Annotated in this window: 14 protein-coding genes; 4 read left to right on the top strand and 10 right to left on the bottom strand. The window is 35.9% G+C overall.

Annotated elements, in window-relative coordinates; genetic code table 11:
- Positions 1-12 precede the first annotated feature (12 nt).
- The 5 genes from ACIR131C_RS0107580 to fdxB form a co-directional block, all read right to left on the bottom strand.
- Positions 13-498 carry a hypothetical protein gene (locus ACIR131C_RS0107580; protein WP_028089715.1) on the bottom strand — a complete coding sequence of 162 codons (486 nt, stop codon included), beginning with the start codon at positions 496-498 and terminating at the stop codon, positions 13-15.
- A gap of 78 nt (positions 499-576) precedes the next feature.
- Positions 577-1,167 carry a cytochrome c oxidase subunit 3 gene (locus tag ACIR131C_RS0107575; RefSeq protein WP_028089714.1) on the bottom strand — a complete coding sequence of 197 codons (591 nt, stop codon included), beginning with the start codon at positions 1,165-1,167 and terminating at the stop codon, positions 577-579.
- Positions 1,168-1,244: 77 nt separating this feature from the next.
- Entirely contained in the window at positions 1,245-2,924 is a 1,680-nt protein-coding gene (gene ctaD / locus ACIR131C_RS0107570; protein ID WP_028089713.1) for a cytochrome c oxidase subunit I, read from the bottom strand.
- A gap of 136 nt (positions 2,925-3,060) precedes the next feature.
- Positions 3,061-3,996: a cytochrome c oxidase subunit II gene (locus ACIR131C_RS0107565; RefSeq protein ID WP_028089712.1), complete on the bottom strand. Its 936-nt coding sequence runs from the start codon at positions 3,994-3,996 to the stop codon at positions 3,061-3,063.
- 411 nt (positions 3,997-4,407) lie between these two features.
- Entirely contained in the window at positions 4,408-4,701 is a 294-nt protein-coding gene (gene fdxB / locus ACIR131C_RS0107560; protein WP_028089711.1) for a ferredoxin III, nif-specific, read from the bottom strand.
- Positions 4,702-5,629: 928 nt separating this feature from the next.
- Between fdxB and ACIR131C_RS0107555 the strand changes: the two genes are divergently transcribed.
- Complete coding sequence (locus ACIR131C_RS0107555; RefSeq protein ID WP_028089710.1) at positions 5,630-7,219, top strand: helix-turn-helix domain-containing protein; 1,590 nt, start codon at positions 5,630-5,632, stop codon at positions 7,217-7,219.
- Between the two features lie 62 nt (positions 7,220-7,281).
- Here the strand turns inward: ACIR131C_RS0107555 and ACIR131C_RS0107550 are convergent, their stop codons facing one another.
- The gene (locus ACIR131C_RS0107550; protein WP_028089709.1) at positions 7,282-8,256 is read right to left on the bottom strand and encodes a sucrase ferredoxin; all 975 of its coding nucleotides are present in this window, start codon (positions 8,254-8,256) and stop codon (positions 7,282-7,284) included.
- A gap of 640 nt (positions 8,257-8,896) precedes the next feature.
- Here ACIR131C_RS0107550 and ACIR131C_RS0107545 point away from each other — a divergent pair.
- On the top strand, positions 8,897-9,865 hold the full coding sequence (locus tag ACIR131C_RS0107545; RefSeq protein WP_028089708.1) for an ROK family protein: 969 nt from the start codon (positions 8,897-8,899) through the stop codon (positions 9,863-9,865).
- Between the two features lie 41 nt (positions 9,866-9,906).
- On the opposite strand, the gene ACIR131C_RS0107540 is transcribed toward ACIR131C_RS0107545, so the two are convergent.
- The 3 genes from ACIR131C_RS0107540 to ACIR131C_RS0107530 all read right to left on the bottom strand — a co-directional run bounded on the left by ACIR131C_RS0107540 (position 9,907) and on the right by ACIR131C_RS0107530 (position 14,313).
- Complete coding sequence (locus ACIR131C_RS0107540) at positions 9,907-12,510, bottom strand: type I secretion system permease/ATPase (protein WP_028089707.1); 2,604 nt, start codon at positions 12,508-12,510, stop codon at positions 9,907-9,909.
- 32 nt (positions 12,511-12,542) lie between these two features.
- Positions 12,543-13,301 carry a peptidylprolyl isomerase gene (locus tag ACIR131C_RS0107535; protein WP_028089706.1) on the bottom strand — a complete coding sequence of 253 codons (759 nt, stop codon included), beginning with the start codon at positions 13,299-13,301 and terminating at the stop codon, positions 12,543-12,545.
- Between the two features lie 253 nt (positions 13,302-13,554).
- Positions 13,555-14,313, bottom strand: coding sequence for a TIGR00297 family protein (locus ACIR131C_RS0107530; RefSeq protein WP_028089705.1), 759 nt, complete (start codon positions 14,311-14,313; stop codon positions 13,555-13,557).
- 121 nt (positions 14,314-14,434) lie between these two features.
- On the opposite strand from ACIR131C_RS0107530, the gene ACIR131C_RS0107525 reads away from it, so the two are divergent.
- On the top strand, positions 14,435-14,866 hold the full coding sequence (locus ACIR131C_RS0107525; RefSeq protein ID WP_028089704.1) for a VOC family protein: 432 nt from the start codon (positions 14,435-14,437) through the stop codon (positions 14,864-14,866).
- An 88-nt stretch (positions 14,867-14,954) separates the two neighbouring features.
- Here the strand turns inward: ACIR131C_RS0107525 and ACIR131C_RS0107520 are convergent, their stop codons facing one another.
- Positions 14,955-15,566 (bottom strand): esterase/lipase family protein, encoded by a 612-nt coding sequence (locus ACIR131C_RS0107520; protein ID WP_417033479.1) that lies wholly within the window; start codon positions 15,564-15,566, stop codon positions 14,955-14,957.
- Positions 15,567-15,848: 282 nt separating this feature from the next.
- On the opposite strand from ACIR131C_RS0107520, the gene ACIR131C_RS0107515 reads away from it, so the two are divergent.
- Positions 15,849-16,163 (top strand): hypothetical protein, encoded by a 315-nt coding sequence (locus ACIR131C_RS0107515; protein ID WP_028089702.1) that lies wholly within the window; start codon positions 15,849-15,851, stop codon positions 16,161-16,163.
- Positions 16,164-16,217: the final 54 nt, after the last annotated feature.

The raw sequence follows: 16,217 nt of genomic DNA, 5'->3' as shown, positions 1-16,217 counted from the left end.
ATTTATGAAAGTTTAATCATCTGTTTCCGGTGGACGAGTTAAAATATCGAGCAGAATACCAGCACCAAAATCATTTTTGTCATCAATACCTTTAATTCTCCTACTAATTTCCTTCGCTTCCTCTATTTTTCCTAGTTTAGCTAATACCAAACCAGAAGCAGCATAAGCATTCAAATACAATCTGATTTGGGGTTCTTCCTGACGTTGGATTAAGATAGGTTTAAGTTCTTCCCAATTATCAGATAGATTTTCTACTGCTTTGATTTTAGCGGTTATTTTCTCTGCTGTTGTCAGTGCTAAACTATAATTATTTTTGTAGTAAAAATATCTATAAGCTGCGACTAAAATATCTGTATTATCTGCTGTTTTAGCCAAAGCTTGCTGCATATATTTTGTAGATTCTTCTGTATTTTCCCAGGTGGCTGCGGCTAATATCAATAATTCTTTGATATCATCTGCAACATCAAACCATGAAAATCTATTTTTATCAGTTTCCATAATAGGTAATTAATCTCATTTGATTGGGGAATTAAGAATATGAGTAATTCGTAATTGGGAATTACTCACAATCCATTTTTACAAAATATTGAGAAGATAGACCAAAGTAAAGAGAATAATCCAAATAATATCAACGAAGTGCCAGTAAATTTCCGCCATTTCTATGCCAGTATGTTTAGTAGCAGAATAATGATCACGACGGAAAGAACGCCATAGGACACCTAAAATTAATAACAGTCCTACAAAGACGTGCAAGCCATGAAAACCTGTCATTAAATAAAAGCAATTTGAGAAAACATTGGTAGTGAATCCATAACCTAAATTCATGTATTCATAAACTTGACCTGCTAGGAATACAGCACCCATAATGGCCGTGATAAAATACCAAAACCGCATCCAACCTACACTATTTCTTTTAATTGCCATATCACCAAAATGAATGACAAAACTGCTAGAAACGAGGATGATAGTGTTAATGGCAGGGATAAATAATTCTACTTCTGTGCCTTCAGGTGGCCAAACTGCTGTCGTCCCTTTAAAAAACAAATAGGTGGCGAAAAATCCGCCAAACATCAAAGATTCAGAAGCGAGAAATGTGATTAAACCCCACACTCGTAAATCTGGATGTTCTCCGTCGCTGTGATGTTCACTGGGTGTAATTGCAGTCATATTATTTTCCTGGTAAATTTTTTCTCGTCTTACGCAAAGGTGCAAAGGCGCGAAAGACCTCTGCATACCTCTGGGTTTTAACTGATAGCTTCTGTTACCGATGATTCTTCCTGGTGATGTCCGTAGTCATAGGGTCCATGGGTAACAACTGGTAAAACTTCCCAGTTTTCAATCATGGGTGGGGAACTGGTTGTCCATTCTAAAGTTAAACTTTCCCAGGGATTATCACCAGCAATTTCGCCTTTTTGCCAACTGTAAATGGCGTTTAAAGCGAAGGGAATGACGGAAATACCTAAAAGGATTGCGCCAATGGTGCAAAGCTGGTTTAAGCTGGCAAATTGGGGGTCATACATGGCAACTCGGCGGGGCATTCCTTGTAAACCCAGTTTGTGCATGGGTAGAAATGTCAGGTTTGTACCGACGAATGTCAGTAGAAAATGAATTCGTCCCCAGGTTTCGTTCATCATTCTACCGGTGATTTTGGGGAACCAGTGATAGATACCTGCGTAAATCCCAAAGACTGAACCACCAAATAAAACGTAGTGAAAATGACCAACTACGTAATAAGTATCGTGAACGTGAACATCAAAGGGGGCTGTTCCCATGGTGACACCGCTTAAACCGCCCATGACGAACATGGAAAGTAAACCGATAGCAAATAACATGGCGCTGGTAAAGCGGATTTTTCCGCCCCAGAGGGTCGCTACCCAACCGAATATTTTTACACCAGTGGGGACTGCTACTATGAGTGTGGAAATGGTGAAGAACATCCGCATCCATCCAGGTGTACCACTGGTAAACATATGGTGTACCCAAACGAATAAACCAACGACGCAAATAGCAACGGTGGAAAAGGCAATGGCTTTATAACCAAAAATCGGTTTTCGGGCGTGGGTGGGAATAATTTCGGACATAATTCCGAAAATCGGCAGAATCATTAAATAAACCGCCGGGTGGGAATAAAACCAGAATAAATGTTGGTAAATAACCACATTACCACCTGCGTCTGGTTTGAAAAAAGATGTCCCGAAGTTAATATCAAATAACAGCAAGATTAAACCCGCTGCTAATACTGGAGTAGATAAAAGTGCGAGGATGGAAGTTGCTAGAATTGCCCAACAAAATAGGGGAACTTGATCCCATTTCATGCTGGGAACTTTCATCATCAAAATGGTGATGACAAAGTTAATAGAACCTAAAATTGAAGAAGTTCCGACTAAAACAATGGACAAAATCCATAAACTTTGGGCGTTGTTGGCGGTAACTAAACTTAATGGTGGGTAAGCAGTCCAACCAGATTGAGAACCACCAAAGAAAAAACTTAGTAATAGTAATAATCCAGCGACGGGATTTAACCAAAAAGCGATCGCATTTAATTTAGGAAAAGCCATATCTCTAGCACCCATCATTAAGGGAACTAGATAGTTACCAAATCCACCAATGGCGCTGGGTACAATCCATAGGAAAATCATGATTGTTCCATGATTTGTCATAAAGGCATTGTAGAGATTTGGATCAATAAAATCCGAGTCTGGTGTGGCTAATTCCGTACGAATTGCGATCGCCATTAACCCACCAATTAGATAGAATACAAAGGCTGTCACCAAGTATTGAATACCAATCACTTTGTGATCGGTATTAAATGTGAAATAATCTCTAACTTTCCACGCTGTGGGATGAGAACTATGAGTATTTAGCAGCGTTGGTGCTTGATTTTCATTGGGTGGAGGATTAACTGGAAAATCTACTTGTGTCATATTTTTGTTGGTTGTCTTTTGTCAGGTTTCAGTTATTAGCTAATAATTACTAACGACTGAACTTTAGATTTTAAACTTCGATTTTGATGATTCAATATCCAAAATTTTAGACAAGAATCAATCTCAAATCCAAAATCTAAAATTGATGGGCTAATGACTCAAGATTTGCGGGAGTTACATCTAAATTCTGAGTGTAGGGGGCTAGAAATTCTGATGGGGATAAATTCTCTAAATTCACAGCCACAGCCTGATTTATCTCTTGATGTTCAGCAATTTGATTTTCACTCATCCAAGCATCAAAATCTTCTCGTTCATGGACAATTACCTGTGTCCGCATTGAACCATGATAACCACCACATAATTCTGCACAAACTACTGGATAAGTACCAGTTTTTGTAGCTGTAAATCGCAGTTGAGTAGGAACACCAGGAATAGCATCTTGTTTGAGACGAAATTGGGGAACCCAAAAAGAGTGAATGACATCATCTGCGGATAAATTTAATTGGACATCAGTACCCACGGGAACGTGCAATTCTCCAGCAGAAACACCACTTACAGGATAATTAAATAACCACGCAAATTGGATTCCTTTGACATCTACAACTAAATCAGCAGGTTTATTTTTGGTTTGAGGATTTTCACCAATACCAATATTAGTTGTATGACTAACATTCATAGCAGTTGTTGACCCATGGTGAGGATGACTACCCACACCAAAACCACCCATTTGGTTATAAATATCAACACTGTAAATGCCTAAAAAGATCACAATTACTGTAGGAATTGCTGTCCAAAAAATCTCTAAACTCAAGTTACCTTCTACAGTTACACCATCGGAATTATCTCCTTTTCGTCGTCTGTAGATAACTAGAAACAGCAGAATTGTCCCTTCAACTACTAAAAAAAGGGCAACTGCAATTGTCAACATGATATTGAAAAAACCATCTACCAAAGGCGCTTGTTGCGATGCTGCTTCCGGTAATAAATGATGATTTTGACCAATCCAAATACTGATAGGGGCTATGATCATCCCAGCTAACAGTGTCCACAGCGAAACAGGAACTTTTTGCATAAATGCTACCTGCTTTGTAAACAGTAATAAAACAATAGTCAGTGAAGATAGACTTTGTTTCTATAGATCAATAATTCTCTTTTACAGAGAGAATCATCTTTTTATTTTTCACTATTACTGTTCTAACTTGTAACTAGCAAAAAATGGCTAAACTTCCATATTTTTTCATATTGATAACCACAAAATCCCCGACTTCTTGAAAAAATCGAGGATCTGAGAATTAATATTTTCATAAGCCAAATATAAGTAGAAAAAATACTAGCAAGTATGATTTGTTAGATAATAACAATTGAAGATCTACGTTTCTGTTTACCTTGAACTTTTCAAATAAATTCTGTAAATATCGAGATTACCCTCTAGTTACCTTGCTGAGAATGACAAAAATCAACTGTTTAAAAATTACCCAAAATGTTACTGGTCTAAAGTGGTATGACTGTAACAATTCTTGGGACAAATCCGAGAACAAGCTTCACAACCAATACAGTTTTCTGGCTTAATAACAACCATTACTTTGCGTTCAATTTCCTCATCATCTTCATCTTCTACAAATTCACCTTCTTCATTCAAAGCCATTAAGCCCAAAACTTTATGACCACAAACTTTCATACATCTGCCACAACCAATACATTTATCTTTGTCAATTTCTTGAGCAAATTTAGGAGTCCAAGCAGTACCTCCAAAAGTCAATCCTGTGAATGTAGCCATGAATCGAACCTCAGCAATTTTAGCTAGATGTTAGTTAATCCTTTAATCTTCATACTAGCCTAATATTTAATTTTTTCAATCACAAAAATTAACTTTTTTGTCAAATTTTGATGACTTGCTAAACAATATTATTTATTTTTAGTTACTTATTATTATTAAATAATAACACTTATTGATAAATTTTCACTGTCTTGTTAGATAAAAGGCTTATTAACCAAAGTTTTCCAAGATTGTGTTTAAATTTATTTTCTCAATAAACCTGAGTCAATTAGCCAAAAAATACCTTAATTAATAGCAATTATTATCAATTATTTCAACTAATTATTAACTTAATTGACTAGCCATTTGCGAATATTTTTTAGTTCGATCAAAATATCATCTTCATGGTATTTATAAATACAAAGTTAAACAAATAATTTACTTCATTTTTGAACCATTTTGTGCCTAACTCCTCAAGATGTTCATGAAAAACATTTAGACTAATTCATATAGCCCAGCATAAACATTATCACAATAAATATCTAGGTAAATATTAAGAAATTCCGCCAAGCTCATACTGAACAATCTTATTCAAATCTTTATGAAATTTATAGTTAATGAAGAAGTAATAAAGCCTAACCTTGTCAAATATCAATAGCTACAAAATCTGGCTTCATCAAGCCTATAAGTAATTAATCAGAGGATAGAAATATCTTCTCGTTATAGAGGTAATTGGGTAACAAATTATGAATCAAAAGGACACATTATAGCAGTTCTTATGTATTTAATCTCCTTCCTCCTTCGCGCCTTTGCTTCTTAGCGTCTACTCTTCGAGATCACTAAGAGTGATGGCGCGAAACCAAATCTAAATGTAGTTCATTTATCTAAAAATTTCTGTAAGGGGAGACTTGAGCCAAACATCTCAACGATTAAAGTAGGAAGACCTCCTATGCCGCATATAATTCCTAATAACAATTGCGTGGGATGTGACAACTGCCGACCCCTATGTCCTACGGGTGCAATCAAAATCGAAGATGATGAATATTGGGTTGATCCTGTCCTTTGTAATAATTGTGATGGTCACTATTCACAACCACAATGCGTAATTGCTTGCCCAACTAATGCCCCTATACCTATACGGGCAAAAAAGGGAAGATGCAAAATTGAACCACGAGATGCTACCAGTTCCGATTTATTTTCTAATGGTAAGAATAACCCCTTTGCTTCAGCAATAGTTATCTGGGAAGCTTGTAATCTATTAGCACAACGGACATCTTTACCATGGGAAAAAAATGAAAAAGGTAATTGGCATTACAGCCGCTCAGTTAATCAAGGAAAAGGGAAGATTTCTTTTCAAATTCAAAACCTATTTCCAGTTAATAACCGCACTAATAATAATTTACAAGCAATTGATTATTTAGATATTCGTGCTGCTTGTATTCATCTGATTTTTGCGGCTAAAATCACAGCCTTAGATCAACCTTGGCAAGAAGAATTTACCATTGATGAACGACAAATTGAACAGTATTTGGGCTTAGAAAAACGTAAGGATCTGAGCAAAAGTACCAAACTCGGTTTAATCAAGAATATCGTTTATCAAACTTGTTCTCTCATGGTTTCTATTGACTGGCCGCAACAAGGTAGAGTTCCCAGTTTTGCTATTAAAGATAGTTATCTCTGGAATTTGATAGATACTCAACACCATTTTCAAGAAGATGATCAAGGGTGTAAATATTTGATTGGTCTAACATTTACAATCAAAGCTGGAATTTGGACGCAACATTTTTGCAACAGACAAGGATGTAAAGAACGCACTGCATTTTATCAATATGGCAGCCTTCCTAAAACCTTATTAACCACGGTTATGAGTTTGTGGCAACAACATGAAGGCGCTGTTAGACTCATGCTTTGGTTATTATTTAAAACTAAAATGGGTAGGGAACAACGCATCACTATTCCTACCTTACTGCGCGTTGCTTATGGTGAAGAAAAACTGACTCAAGCTTCTAAACATAGGGAAGAGCGAAAACGCTTACTTAAAGCCTATGAAAATGATTTAGAAGTTCTCAATCATTATGGAATTAAACCATTATTTGATCCTGTCACCTATCCCCCAGAAATTCAACCTTTGTGGGCTAAATTAGTTGATATTCCTGAAGATCCTGATCAAGCTTTAGAATTTTGGATTAATGACGGTAGTGGTGAAAATCGTCTCACAGATAGCGGACCTCGTGGTAAATGGAATCTGCTTCTGAATGCGCGAATTTTAGCTTTTGAACTGCCTCCAGATTGGGAAAAGCATTCAGAATCAGATAAGAAACAACGTCGCACTACTAAAGCTAAAAACAATCATCAACAAACAGGTAATTTACTAGGGGAACAAGTGATAGAAGGACGCAAAAGAATGAACCTTTCCCAAAGGGAATTAGCTAAGTTAATGGAAAAAAGCCAAAGCTGGATTCGTGATGTGGAAAAAGGTCGTTTAAAAGCTAAATTAGATGATCAAATGCTGTTGAGACAATTGCTAGATATTCCTTAATTTAAAATAGATCCCCGATTTCTTCAAGAAGTCAGGGATCTGGATCTGGTGACAATAATCTCTTAACTATAAGTTGCCACTTTTTCAGCTACCAACCAAAGATTAGATACAGCATATTTCATACATACTACTTCTTGTGCAGCATGACAAGAAACTTTCAGAGTTTGTGTTTTTAAATTATCTTTTACAAGTTTGGCTTGGTAAGTGTAGAGTGTCCCAGAGGGTTTTTCAAAACTTAACTCACCCAAAATTGTCTGATTATCTAAACTCTTTTCTAGTATCTTACCTGTTACTTTATAATTAAACCAATCCCATCCTAAACGCAGGATAAGTTCTTTTTCTAAAATTTGCAAAGGATTAGGCAATATGCCCCAACCACGATAAATTTTATTGAAGCATTCTATATCCCCACTATGGTTAAGAATTGATTGAAAGCTATTTTGATCAAGAATCCCATAATATCTTCCTTCGGGAAAATCTATGGCTGTGGGAGCAAATCTATGACCACCAAAATGGCTCGATTTCCAAATTCTTACCTGATTTAATTGTAAATCAGAAATTGTATTTTGAGCATAAAAATAAAAAGGATTACCATATCTCGCACAACATTGATCATGGCTACCATGGGTACATATTAATATATCCCTGTTGAAATGAGATTCTATTTCATAATCAGGATTAAAACCTGCTAAATATTTACTAATAACTCCCGCTGCTTTTTCAATATTCGGTAGTTTAAATTCTTGCTTACTGTATCCTTTGATTAATCCCTTTTGCTGCTGATAAATTAATAAAGTTGTCTCTTTAACTCTATGGGATTGATCATTAGCAATTAGCAGAAAGCAAATTGGCATTTTAGCACCTTTGACTTCTTCTACTAAAATCCGTAAGTTGTCGGGAACCCATTTGGAATTGAAGGCTTCATAGGTCCAGGGTGTAGGACATTCTACTAAAATATAGGTCTGGTAGTTGGTAGCAGTACCAATGATATCTTCTTGTAGTTGTCGTGAATTATCAGCACAAAAAAATTTATTCATTTACACTTACTCAAGGATGGATTTTATGGACAATTGTTAGCAGAAATTCAGGTGGACACTTGATCATATTCTCATTTTTTCAAGTTTTTCCGGCTAAATAAATTCTGTGATCAAAAATGTAATCATCTTAAATATAGATTTTTTACATTTTAGTAGGGGAATCTATATAATATTTTTTATACTTTATATCTGTTTTGACTAGCATTTTTAATCTTTTGTGTTGACTCCTAAATGATGTTTTTCCTCAATTATCTAAATAAAAAATCCTATCTTTTGTCTGTATACCCAATAGCATACATTCACTAACTTTTAAGTTATATTTCAAATTATAGCTGAATTTATCTATATTGCAAAATATTCTCAATAATTTTTTAAAAAAACCAGGTCTGAGGACTAAAGTCCTGACTACAATCTCAAATATACATAAGTTAACAAAAATTTAGCATCACTATGATTACATTTATAAATGTAATAAATTAGGTTATATATATGTTACAAGGATAATTAATCCAAAAATACCAGAAATATTTTAGATCCGGGCTGTGAAGATGGTTTCCTAATGCACTACAAAAAAATTATAATTAAGTAATCATGGTGAATGGTTGATAGTTGTTTCCTAGACTCCCTATTGTTTAATTATATGACATTAATCTTATCTTTGGACTTTGGCGGTACAAAATTAGCAGCAGCGACAGTTAAGGCTGGTACTAGAGAGTGGTTGTATCATGAATCACGGTTTTCTCCTGCAAATGCTGATGCTTTAAGTGATTTAGAAATTATGCGATCGCTCATCAAATCTGTGTTAAAAGGAAATAAACCAGATGCTATTGGTATCAGCTTTGGTGGTCCAGTGGACGCAACCACAGGTTTAGTGAGACTATCTCATCATGTTCCGGGGTGGGAAAATGTTCCTCTCAAACAACTATTTGAGGAAGATTATAATGTACCTGTAAGTATAGATAATGATGCTAATGTTGCAGCTATTGGTGAATATCGCTTTGGGTCTGGACAAGGGTATGATAGCTTATTTTATATTACCATTAGTACGGGTGTTGGCGGAGGCTGGATAATTAATGGCAAACTCTGGCGAGGTGCATTAGGCATGGCAGGGGAAATTGGTCATATAGTAGTAGATCCTAGAGGTCCATTATGCTTATGTGGCAAACGAGGATGTGTAGAACGGTTGGCCTCTGGCCCTTACATGGCACAAAATGCGCGAGAAATGCTGGAAAAAGAACTACCCAGCGCTGAGGGTAAAGCCAGGGGAGAAATACTTAGGTATTTGACGGGTAATAATCTGGATTTACTCACGGGAAAAGTCGTCAGTGCTGCCGCATCCTACGGAGATGAAATCGCCCAAGAGGTATTATATAGGGGGGCGTGGGCTTTGGGAGTAGGTATTGGTAATGTAGCCAATCTTATGAATCCCCAACGCTTTGTTTTAGGTGGTGGTGTGACTAAAGCTGGTGATAATTTTTGGGCTGCGGTGCGAAAAGTAGCCAGAGAAACCGCATTACCAGAGGTGAATTTTGAAATTGTCCGGGCATTGTTGGGTGATGATGCACCTTTATGGGGTGCTGTCGCTTTGGGTCTAGACTTATTAAATTAAATTTTTTCACGCAGAGTCGCAGAGAGAAATTGGCTTCTGGTTTAAATATTGGTCTGTTGTTTTTGATATAGGGACCAGTACAAACCTTTTTGTTTTAATAACTCTAAATGTGTTCCCTGTTCGGCAATAATTCCTTTTTCCATGACTAATATTAAATCTGCACGTTTGAGGGGGGCAAAACGGTGGGCAATTAAAAAAACTGTGCGGTTGGAAGAGACGTTTTTCAGGTTTTTTAAAACTTGTTGTTCGGTTTCACTGTCTAAGGCACTGGTGGCTTCATCTAATATCAGAAGAGGTGCAGAAGTGAGAAATAATCTTGCTAATGCAATCCTTTGTCTTTGTCCTCCTGATAATGCTGTACCTCGTTCACCAACCTTGTTTTCGTAACCATAGGGTAATTGACTAATGAAGTCATGGGCTACTGCTAATCTCGCGGCTTCTATAACTTTTTCGGCACTAATATCTGCATTTCCTAAGGTGATGTTTTCTAAGATTGAACCGTTAAATAAAAAGTCTTCTTGGAGAACTACCCCAATTTGTTGTCTTAAAGATGCTAGGTCAGCACTTTTAATATCAAATCCATCAATTAATATGCGCCCTGATTCAATTTGATATAGTCTTTGCAAAAGTTTAGAAAGGGTACTTTTCCCTGAACCACTACGACCAACAATACCTATAAATTGCCCTGGTTTAACATGAAAAGAAATTCCTTTTAATACTGGTTCGGTGTTAGCAGAATAACGAAAAAATACCTGTTCAAAATTAATTTCTCCTTTCAGGGATGGTAATACTAAACCTGTTCCTGCTTCTGTTTCTGGGGCGGCATTCAGAATATCACCAATTCTATCTACTGATAATAGCACCTGTTGGAGATTTTGCCACAGTTGTACTAGCCTTAATAAGGGGCTGGTCACTCTTCCCGATAACATTTGAAAGGCGATTAATTGCCCAATGGTAAGTTGATGATCAATGACTAATTTCGCCCCAAACCATAGGATGATTAAGGTGGAGAACTTAGTCAGAAAGTCACCGATATTACTACTAATATTGGATGTGGTGGAAGCTTTAAAACTGGTGCGAATAAAGCGGGCAAATAAGCCTTCCCACCTTTCTCTAGCTATTGGTTCAGCCGCATGGGCTTTAACTGAATGAATGCCGGTAATTGTCTCTACTAAAAATGATTGACTGTCCGCACTGCGATTAAAGGTTTCATTTAACCAATTTCGCAAAATTGGTGTGGCAATAATCGTTAAAGTCGCAAATAAAGGTAATACCGCTAGGGCTACAAATGTGAGAGGAATGTTATAATAAAACATTAATCCCAGGTAAACTATGGCAAAGATACTGTCCAGAATTACTGTTAAAGCTGTACCTGTGAGAAATTGACGAATTTGTTCTAATTCCTGAACTCTAGCAACTGTATCTCCCACTCTCCGCGACTCAAAATAAGCCAATGGTAAACGCATTAAATGGCGAAAAAGTTGGGCTGATAAACTTAAATCTAACCGCCGTGCAGTATGGGTGAATATGAATAGCCGCAGAATACCTAGAATACATTCAAATGTCGCCACTAACAACAGAGCGATCGCCATCACATCTAAGGTGGCTAAACTCTCCTGTACCATGACTTTATCAATGATAACTTGGGTAATTAATGGTGAAGCTAAACCTAATAATTGTAAGGTAAATGAAGCTAATAAAACCTCACCTAATAATCCCCGATATTTCCAGACTGCGGGGGTAAACCAACCTAAATTAAATTTCTCTTGTTGGGAAATTAATTCAACTTGCCATAATGTACCATCCCAATAATTTTCTACTACAGATTGAGGTAATTGTTCACAAATATAATCAGGATTTTGGGGATTAGCAATAATTAAATAATTACCTTTCATTTGATATGCTACAACCCAATTTAATCGGCTATTTAATTGGTCATTTTTATCATTTGTACTTTCCTGATTCTCTTGATTCCACAACAATAAAGCCGGAAAAGATAATTGGCGTAATTCACTCCAATTAACCTGCAATTTCCGCAATACTAACCCTAATTTTTCTGCTGCTTCTACTAGATTTTGTGGCTTTTGTCCCCGCAATTGACGTTGTACCCATTCCAACTGCACAGGATTTTGTAAATGTTGCGCTACCATTGTTAAACAGGCAGCACCAGTATTCCCACTTCCCACAAAGGGATAATGGGAAATTATTGGTTGGGGAGGTGTGAAAGCAGGTGCAGAAATGCGAGGGTTAGTAACTGGTAAAAGGATTTTTTTCTCCTCTTGATTTGTTGAATTGTTCCAAAATTCATCAACTTGAGGATTTAAAAACTTTTTCCACACCTCTAAATTCCAACAGACTACTACTACTTCCTTACTAGCAGCTACAGCTTTACAATTAGTAAATAATTCCTGACAGTCACCAAACCAATTTCCTGTTTGTAAAGTGGCTACAGTTTTATTTTCTCCTTCTTCTCGTAAACGTACTTTACCAGTGATAATTAAAAACTGTTCACCTCCTAGTTCTGGTGACCAAATTTTCTCACCAAGTTTGTAATTACGAATTTCTGCTTGCTGTTTTAATTCGCTTTGTTCTTCCGCATTTAGCCAAGATAGCGGTGGTTGATTCCAGGGTAAATTGTTTAACACATTTATTCGTGAAGATTGCTAATTTAGAGTTTTTAATTAACTTGAATTTTGACTGTGAGATTTTGAATTTTCTCCCCTAGCCATTTTTCAAATAATTCATTTTGTAGTGATTGTTTTAATTGAGGATCTTCTAAGGATGCTGGGAGAATTTGTTCTAATCTAAATAAAGCAAAACGCCCTTCTATTTCTATGGGATTTATCAATTTTCCGGGGACAGTTGCATCTACAGCCGCACGTAAAATATCCGGTATAGTTCCCCGACTAATTGGTCCCATCATGCCATTAAATACTCTTTCATCTGCTAATGAATACTCTTTTGCTAATTGTTCAAAACTAGCACCTTCTTCAATTTGAGTTTGCAGTTCTTCTGCTAATTCTCGACTATCAACTAAAATTCGTGAAAGTACCACTCTATCTAAGTATATTTTTCTTTCAATAAAGTATTCTGGTAATTTCGATTCTGTCACCAATGCTTTGAGTTGTTCTAATTGAAAGCTAAAGGTGATAGATGTATGAAATGTTGTATAATCTGTACCATTATTTATTAACCATTCTTGAAATTTTTGTGGATCAGTTAGTTGATTTTTGAGGCGAAAATCAATAATTGTCTGTTCAATTAATCCCGAACTAATCTCAATATCTGTCCTGGTATTAATTTCTTGTTCAATTATGTGCTGACGCAGTACATCATTAATAAAATTTCCTAGTCTACCGGATATTTGTAGGTACTTTACTACTTCAGCTAGGGCGATTTCTTGGTTATTTACAGTTAGAAAAGTTGCAGATTCCATGAAGTAATTCTGAAAATAAAACTAAAACATCTCTAAGACTTTACATTAAATAATAGAGAAAACAGTAGAGAATAATATTTAGCAATCATGAAGATTTGATAAATTAAATATATACTTAATCAGTCGGGAATATCTCAAGGATTTTAACTGATAGGTATTTGAAAATCTGTAAGCACGATGACAAAAATACAATAATCATGTTGGGTTTACTCGCGTCAACCCAACCTACAAATATTTTGATTTTAGTGAATAATTAAACAAAGATACTTTGGTAAATTAATGCCATTATCATTGCCGAAATAGCACCAATAAAGGTATTAAAAATGTTAACAACTTCATTAGTTAGCCAAGTATATTTAGATTGTAAAGTTGCACCAATGACACTTTCTAAATTTGTAGCGATAAATGCAGCTAATACACTCCAAATCATACCAATAGGATTAATTAAATTCACTCCCCAACCAATCAGAGCGATCGCTATTGATGCTATCATACCAGCTACAGTTCCTTCTAAACTTACCGCCCCTTCTGTCCCTCTCGGAACTGGTTGCAATGTGGTAATTAAAAATGTACTTTTACCATAAGCTTTCCCAACTTCACTCGCAGTTGTATCCGATAGTTTGGTGCTAAAACTAGCAACATAACCCAAACATAGTAAATATTTAAAATCAGGTAAAAACAACACTCCTAAAGCACATACAGCGGCTATTAATGCTGAACCCCAAACGTTTTCTGGACCTCTTGCACCACCACGTTTTTCTGCAATTCCTGCGGCTTCTTTTTCCGCTATACCAATGCGCGTTACTCCAGAACCAACAATAAAATAAAACACTACTACTAGATATCCTGGCCAACCTAGTGTTCCCCAAATGATAATTCCTAATAATCCAGCATTCAGTATACCTGCGGGTGTGAGCAATTTTTTGGGAAGAATGGCCACTATTCCTAGTAAAATCGTATTTAAGGCTAATCCCATTAACCAGGGATTTGTCAAATCAATTAAAGATAACATCTGTGATCAATTATGGGTATTTTCAGGTTTTTAATGTGATAAAATGATTTTATCCTCTTTTATTGCAATATTCATAAATAGAGGTATGATAAAGTCTATTATTCTCTCACCCACCCCCACCATGAACCAACCTATTTTTCACCTCGCTTTCCCCGTCTCCAATATCCCCGACACCAAAGCCTATTATATTGACGGTTTAGGCTGCATACCCGGACGTGAAACCCCCCACGCTTTAATTCTCAATCTTTATGGACATCAATTAGTAGCCCACGTTACCCTGGATATTTTAACACCTCAAAAGGCAATTTATCCCCGACATTTTGGACTAGTTTTTTCTCAAGAAACAGACTGGCAACAATTACTAATAAGGGCAAAAAACAAAGATCTAAAATTTCGAGAAGAACCGAAAACCCGCTTTGTTGAATCCTTTCTAGAACATCGCACTTTCTTTTTAGAAGATCCCTTTTATAACTTAATGGAATTTAAGTATTATCAACACCCAGAGGCGATTTTTACTAGTGCTGAATTTCAGAAAATTGGTGATAGAATTTAAAGAACTTTATCGCTGGTAAGAAATCATAATTTGTTCATACAATTAAATAAATAATCCAAATAATTCGGGGATCTTACTCACGGTAAATTTATAAATTTACTGGTGATGTTAATGTCTCTGCTACTATTTCTAAACTCCTATTATCTGTTAGCATTAAAGGATGTAATAATACTGGTAAATTTACTTCTTTTCCTATCCCAATCTGGGAACTTTTAGCAGGTACAATCATCAAATCATAAGGTGTCCAAATAGATGTAAAATTTATTTTTCTTAACATCTGAACATCGGCATTTAAATCTGCTAAAAAAGGACTATTAGGACGCATTTGTACACATCCTGGCAACCATGAACCATAAGCAATTACTGTTCCTTTATGAGGTGAAGAAATACTAATAAATCGCTGTACTCTTTCTATTCCTCCCAAACGTTGAATATAATAACGACTAACAATACCACCCATACTAAAACCAACTAAATCAAGTGGTTGTTCTGGTGCAAAAATAGTATTTATATAATTAGCTACCTGTCGCGCTAATTTATCCAGAACCTCAGCACCATTATTCGGGACCAAATCTATTGTATACACGGACAAACCTCTTTGTCTGAGATACAACGCCATTTTATCGAAAACCGCCCCAGTATCGTTAATACCATGGACTAATAAAACGGGATTTTGCTGTTTTGTAGTGATAATTTTCATTTTTTATGATTTTCAAGGATTTAACTCAGTATTATCATCAAGATTATAGAAAATGTGACATGACAATAAATCTAAATTATTAAGATTTGTTAAAAAATTTCTTATAATGTTATTCATATATTACAATTTAATAATTAATTAAATTTGTTTTATCTACCAGTTGCAACTGTTGACACCAAAAACCTGAAAATACTGATCAGTATCAACTCACGGTTTCCTAAGTGACAAAGAGTAATTTTTATGACTGGCAATAATTAACAGCATCAACCAGGAGTATTTTTTATGGACTTTATCGGTTCTATCACCGGATTATTCGGTAATAAGGGAAACAGCTACTACATGGAACTAAAAGAAGAAACTCAAGAAGCTAATGTTACTCAAGTAGTAGCACCAGTAGCACCAGTAGCATCAACACCTGCCGCAGTAGCACCAGTAGCACCAGTAGCAGCAAAAGCTGAACCCGTTAAAATATCAGTGCCAACTGAAACCAACTTTGCCACCAAGTATCTCATTCCTCAAAATACTCCTCGTCGTCGTCCGGGAGTAAATATGAATAGCTTTTTAGACATGGCACGTCAAGTGAAAACCCCAGTATAAATAGCAGTTAAGGTTTTATTTGTGTAAATTTGATCATCCTAATAGCTAGATGTT

Origin of the sequence: Dolichospermum circinale AWQC131C (assembly GCF_000426905.1) — a bacterium.
GTDB lineage: Bacteria > Cyanobacteriota > Cyanobacteriia > Cyanobacteriales > Nostocaceae > Dolichospermum > Dolichospermum circinale.
Note: the sequence above shows the minus strand (reverse complement) of the source record. Positions and strands in the feature narration are given on the sequence as shown.

Excerpts from the sequence above, each read along its gene's own strand:
- ACIR131C_RS0107525 (WP_028089704.1), top strand. The coding sequence starts at position 14,435 with ATGAACCAACCTATTTTTCACCTCGCTTTCCCCGTCTCCAATATCCCC.
- ACIR131C_RS0107550 (WP_028089709.1), bottom strand. The coding sequence starts at position 8,256 with ATGAATAAATTTTTTTGTGCTGATAATTCACGACAACTACAAGAAGAT.
- ACIR131C_RS0107575 (WP_028089714.1), bottom strand. The coding sequence starts at position 1,167 with ATGACTGCAATTACACCCAGTGAACATCACAGCGACGGAGAACATCCA.
- ACIR131C_RS0107580 (WP_028089715.1), bottom strand. The coding sequence starts at position 498 with ATGGAAACTGATAAAAATAGATTTTCATGGTTTGATGTTGCAGATGAT.
- fdxB (WP_028089711.1), bottom strand. The coding sequence starts at position 4,701 with ATGGCTACATTCACAGGATTGACTTTTGGAGGTACTGCTTGGACTCCT.
- ACIR131C_RS0107515 (WP_028089702.1), top strand. The coding sequence starts at position 15,849 with ATGGACTTTATCGGTTCTATCACCGGATTATTCGGTAATAAGGGAAAC.
- ACIR131C_RS0107520 (WP_417033479.1), bottom strand. The coding sequence starts at position 15,566 with ATGAAAATTATCACTACAAAACAGCAAAATCCCGTTTTATTAGTCCAT.
- ACIR131C_RS0107565 (WP_028089712.1), bottom strand. The coding sequence starts at position 3,996 with ATGCAAAAAGTTCCTGTTTCGCTGTGGACACTGTTAGCTGGGATGATC.
- ACIR131C_RS0107530 (WP_028089705.1), bottom strand. The coding sequence starts at position 14,313 with ATGTTATCTTTAATTGATTTGACAAATCCCTGGTTAATGGGATTAGCC.
- ACIR131C_RS0107535 (WP_028089706.1), bottom strand. The coding sequence starts at position 13,301 with ATGGAATCTGCAACTTTTCTAACTGTAAATAACCAAGAAATCGCCCTA.
- ACIR131C_RS0107555 (WP_028089710.1), top strand. The coding sequence starts at position 5,630 with ATGCCGCATATAATTCCTAATAACAATTGCGTGGGATGTGACAACTGC.
- ctaD (WP_028089713.1), bottom strand. The coding sequence starts at position 2,924 with ATGACACAAGTAGATTTTCCAGTTAATCCTCCACCCAATGAAAATCAA.
- ACIR131C_RS0107545 (WP_028089708.1), top strand. The coding sequence starts at position 8,897 with ATGACATTAATCTTATCTTTGGACTTTGGCGGTACAAAATTAGCAGCA.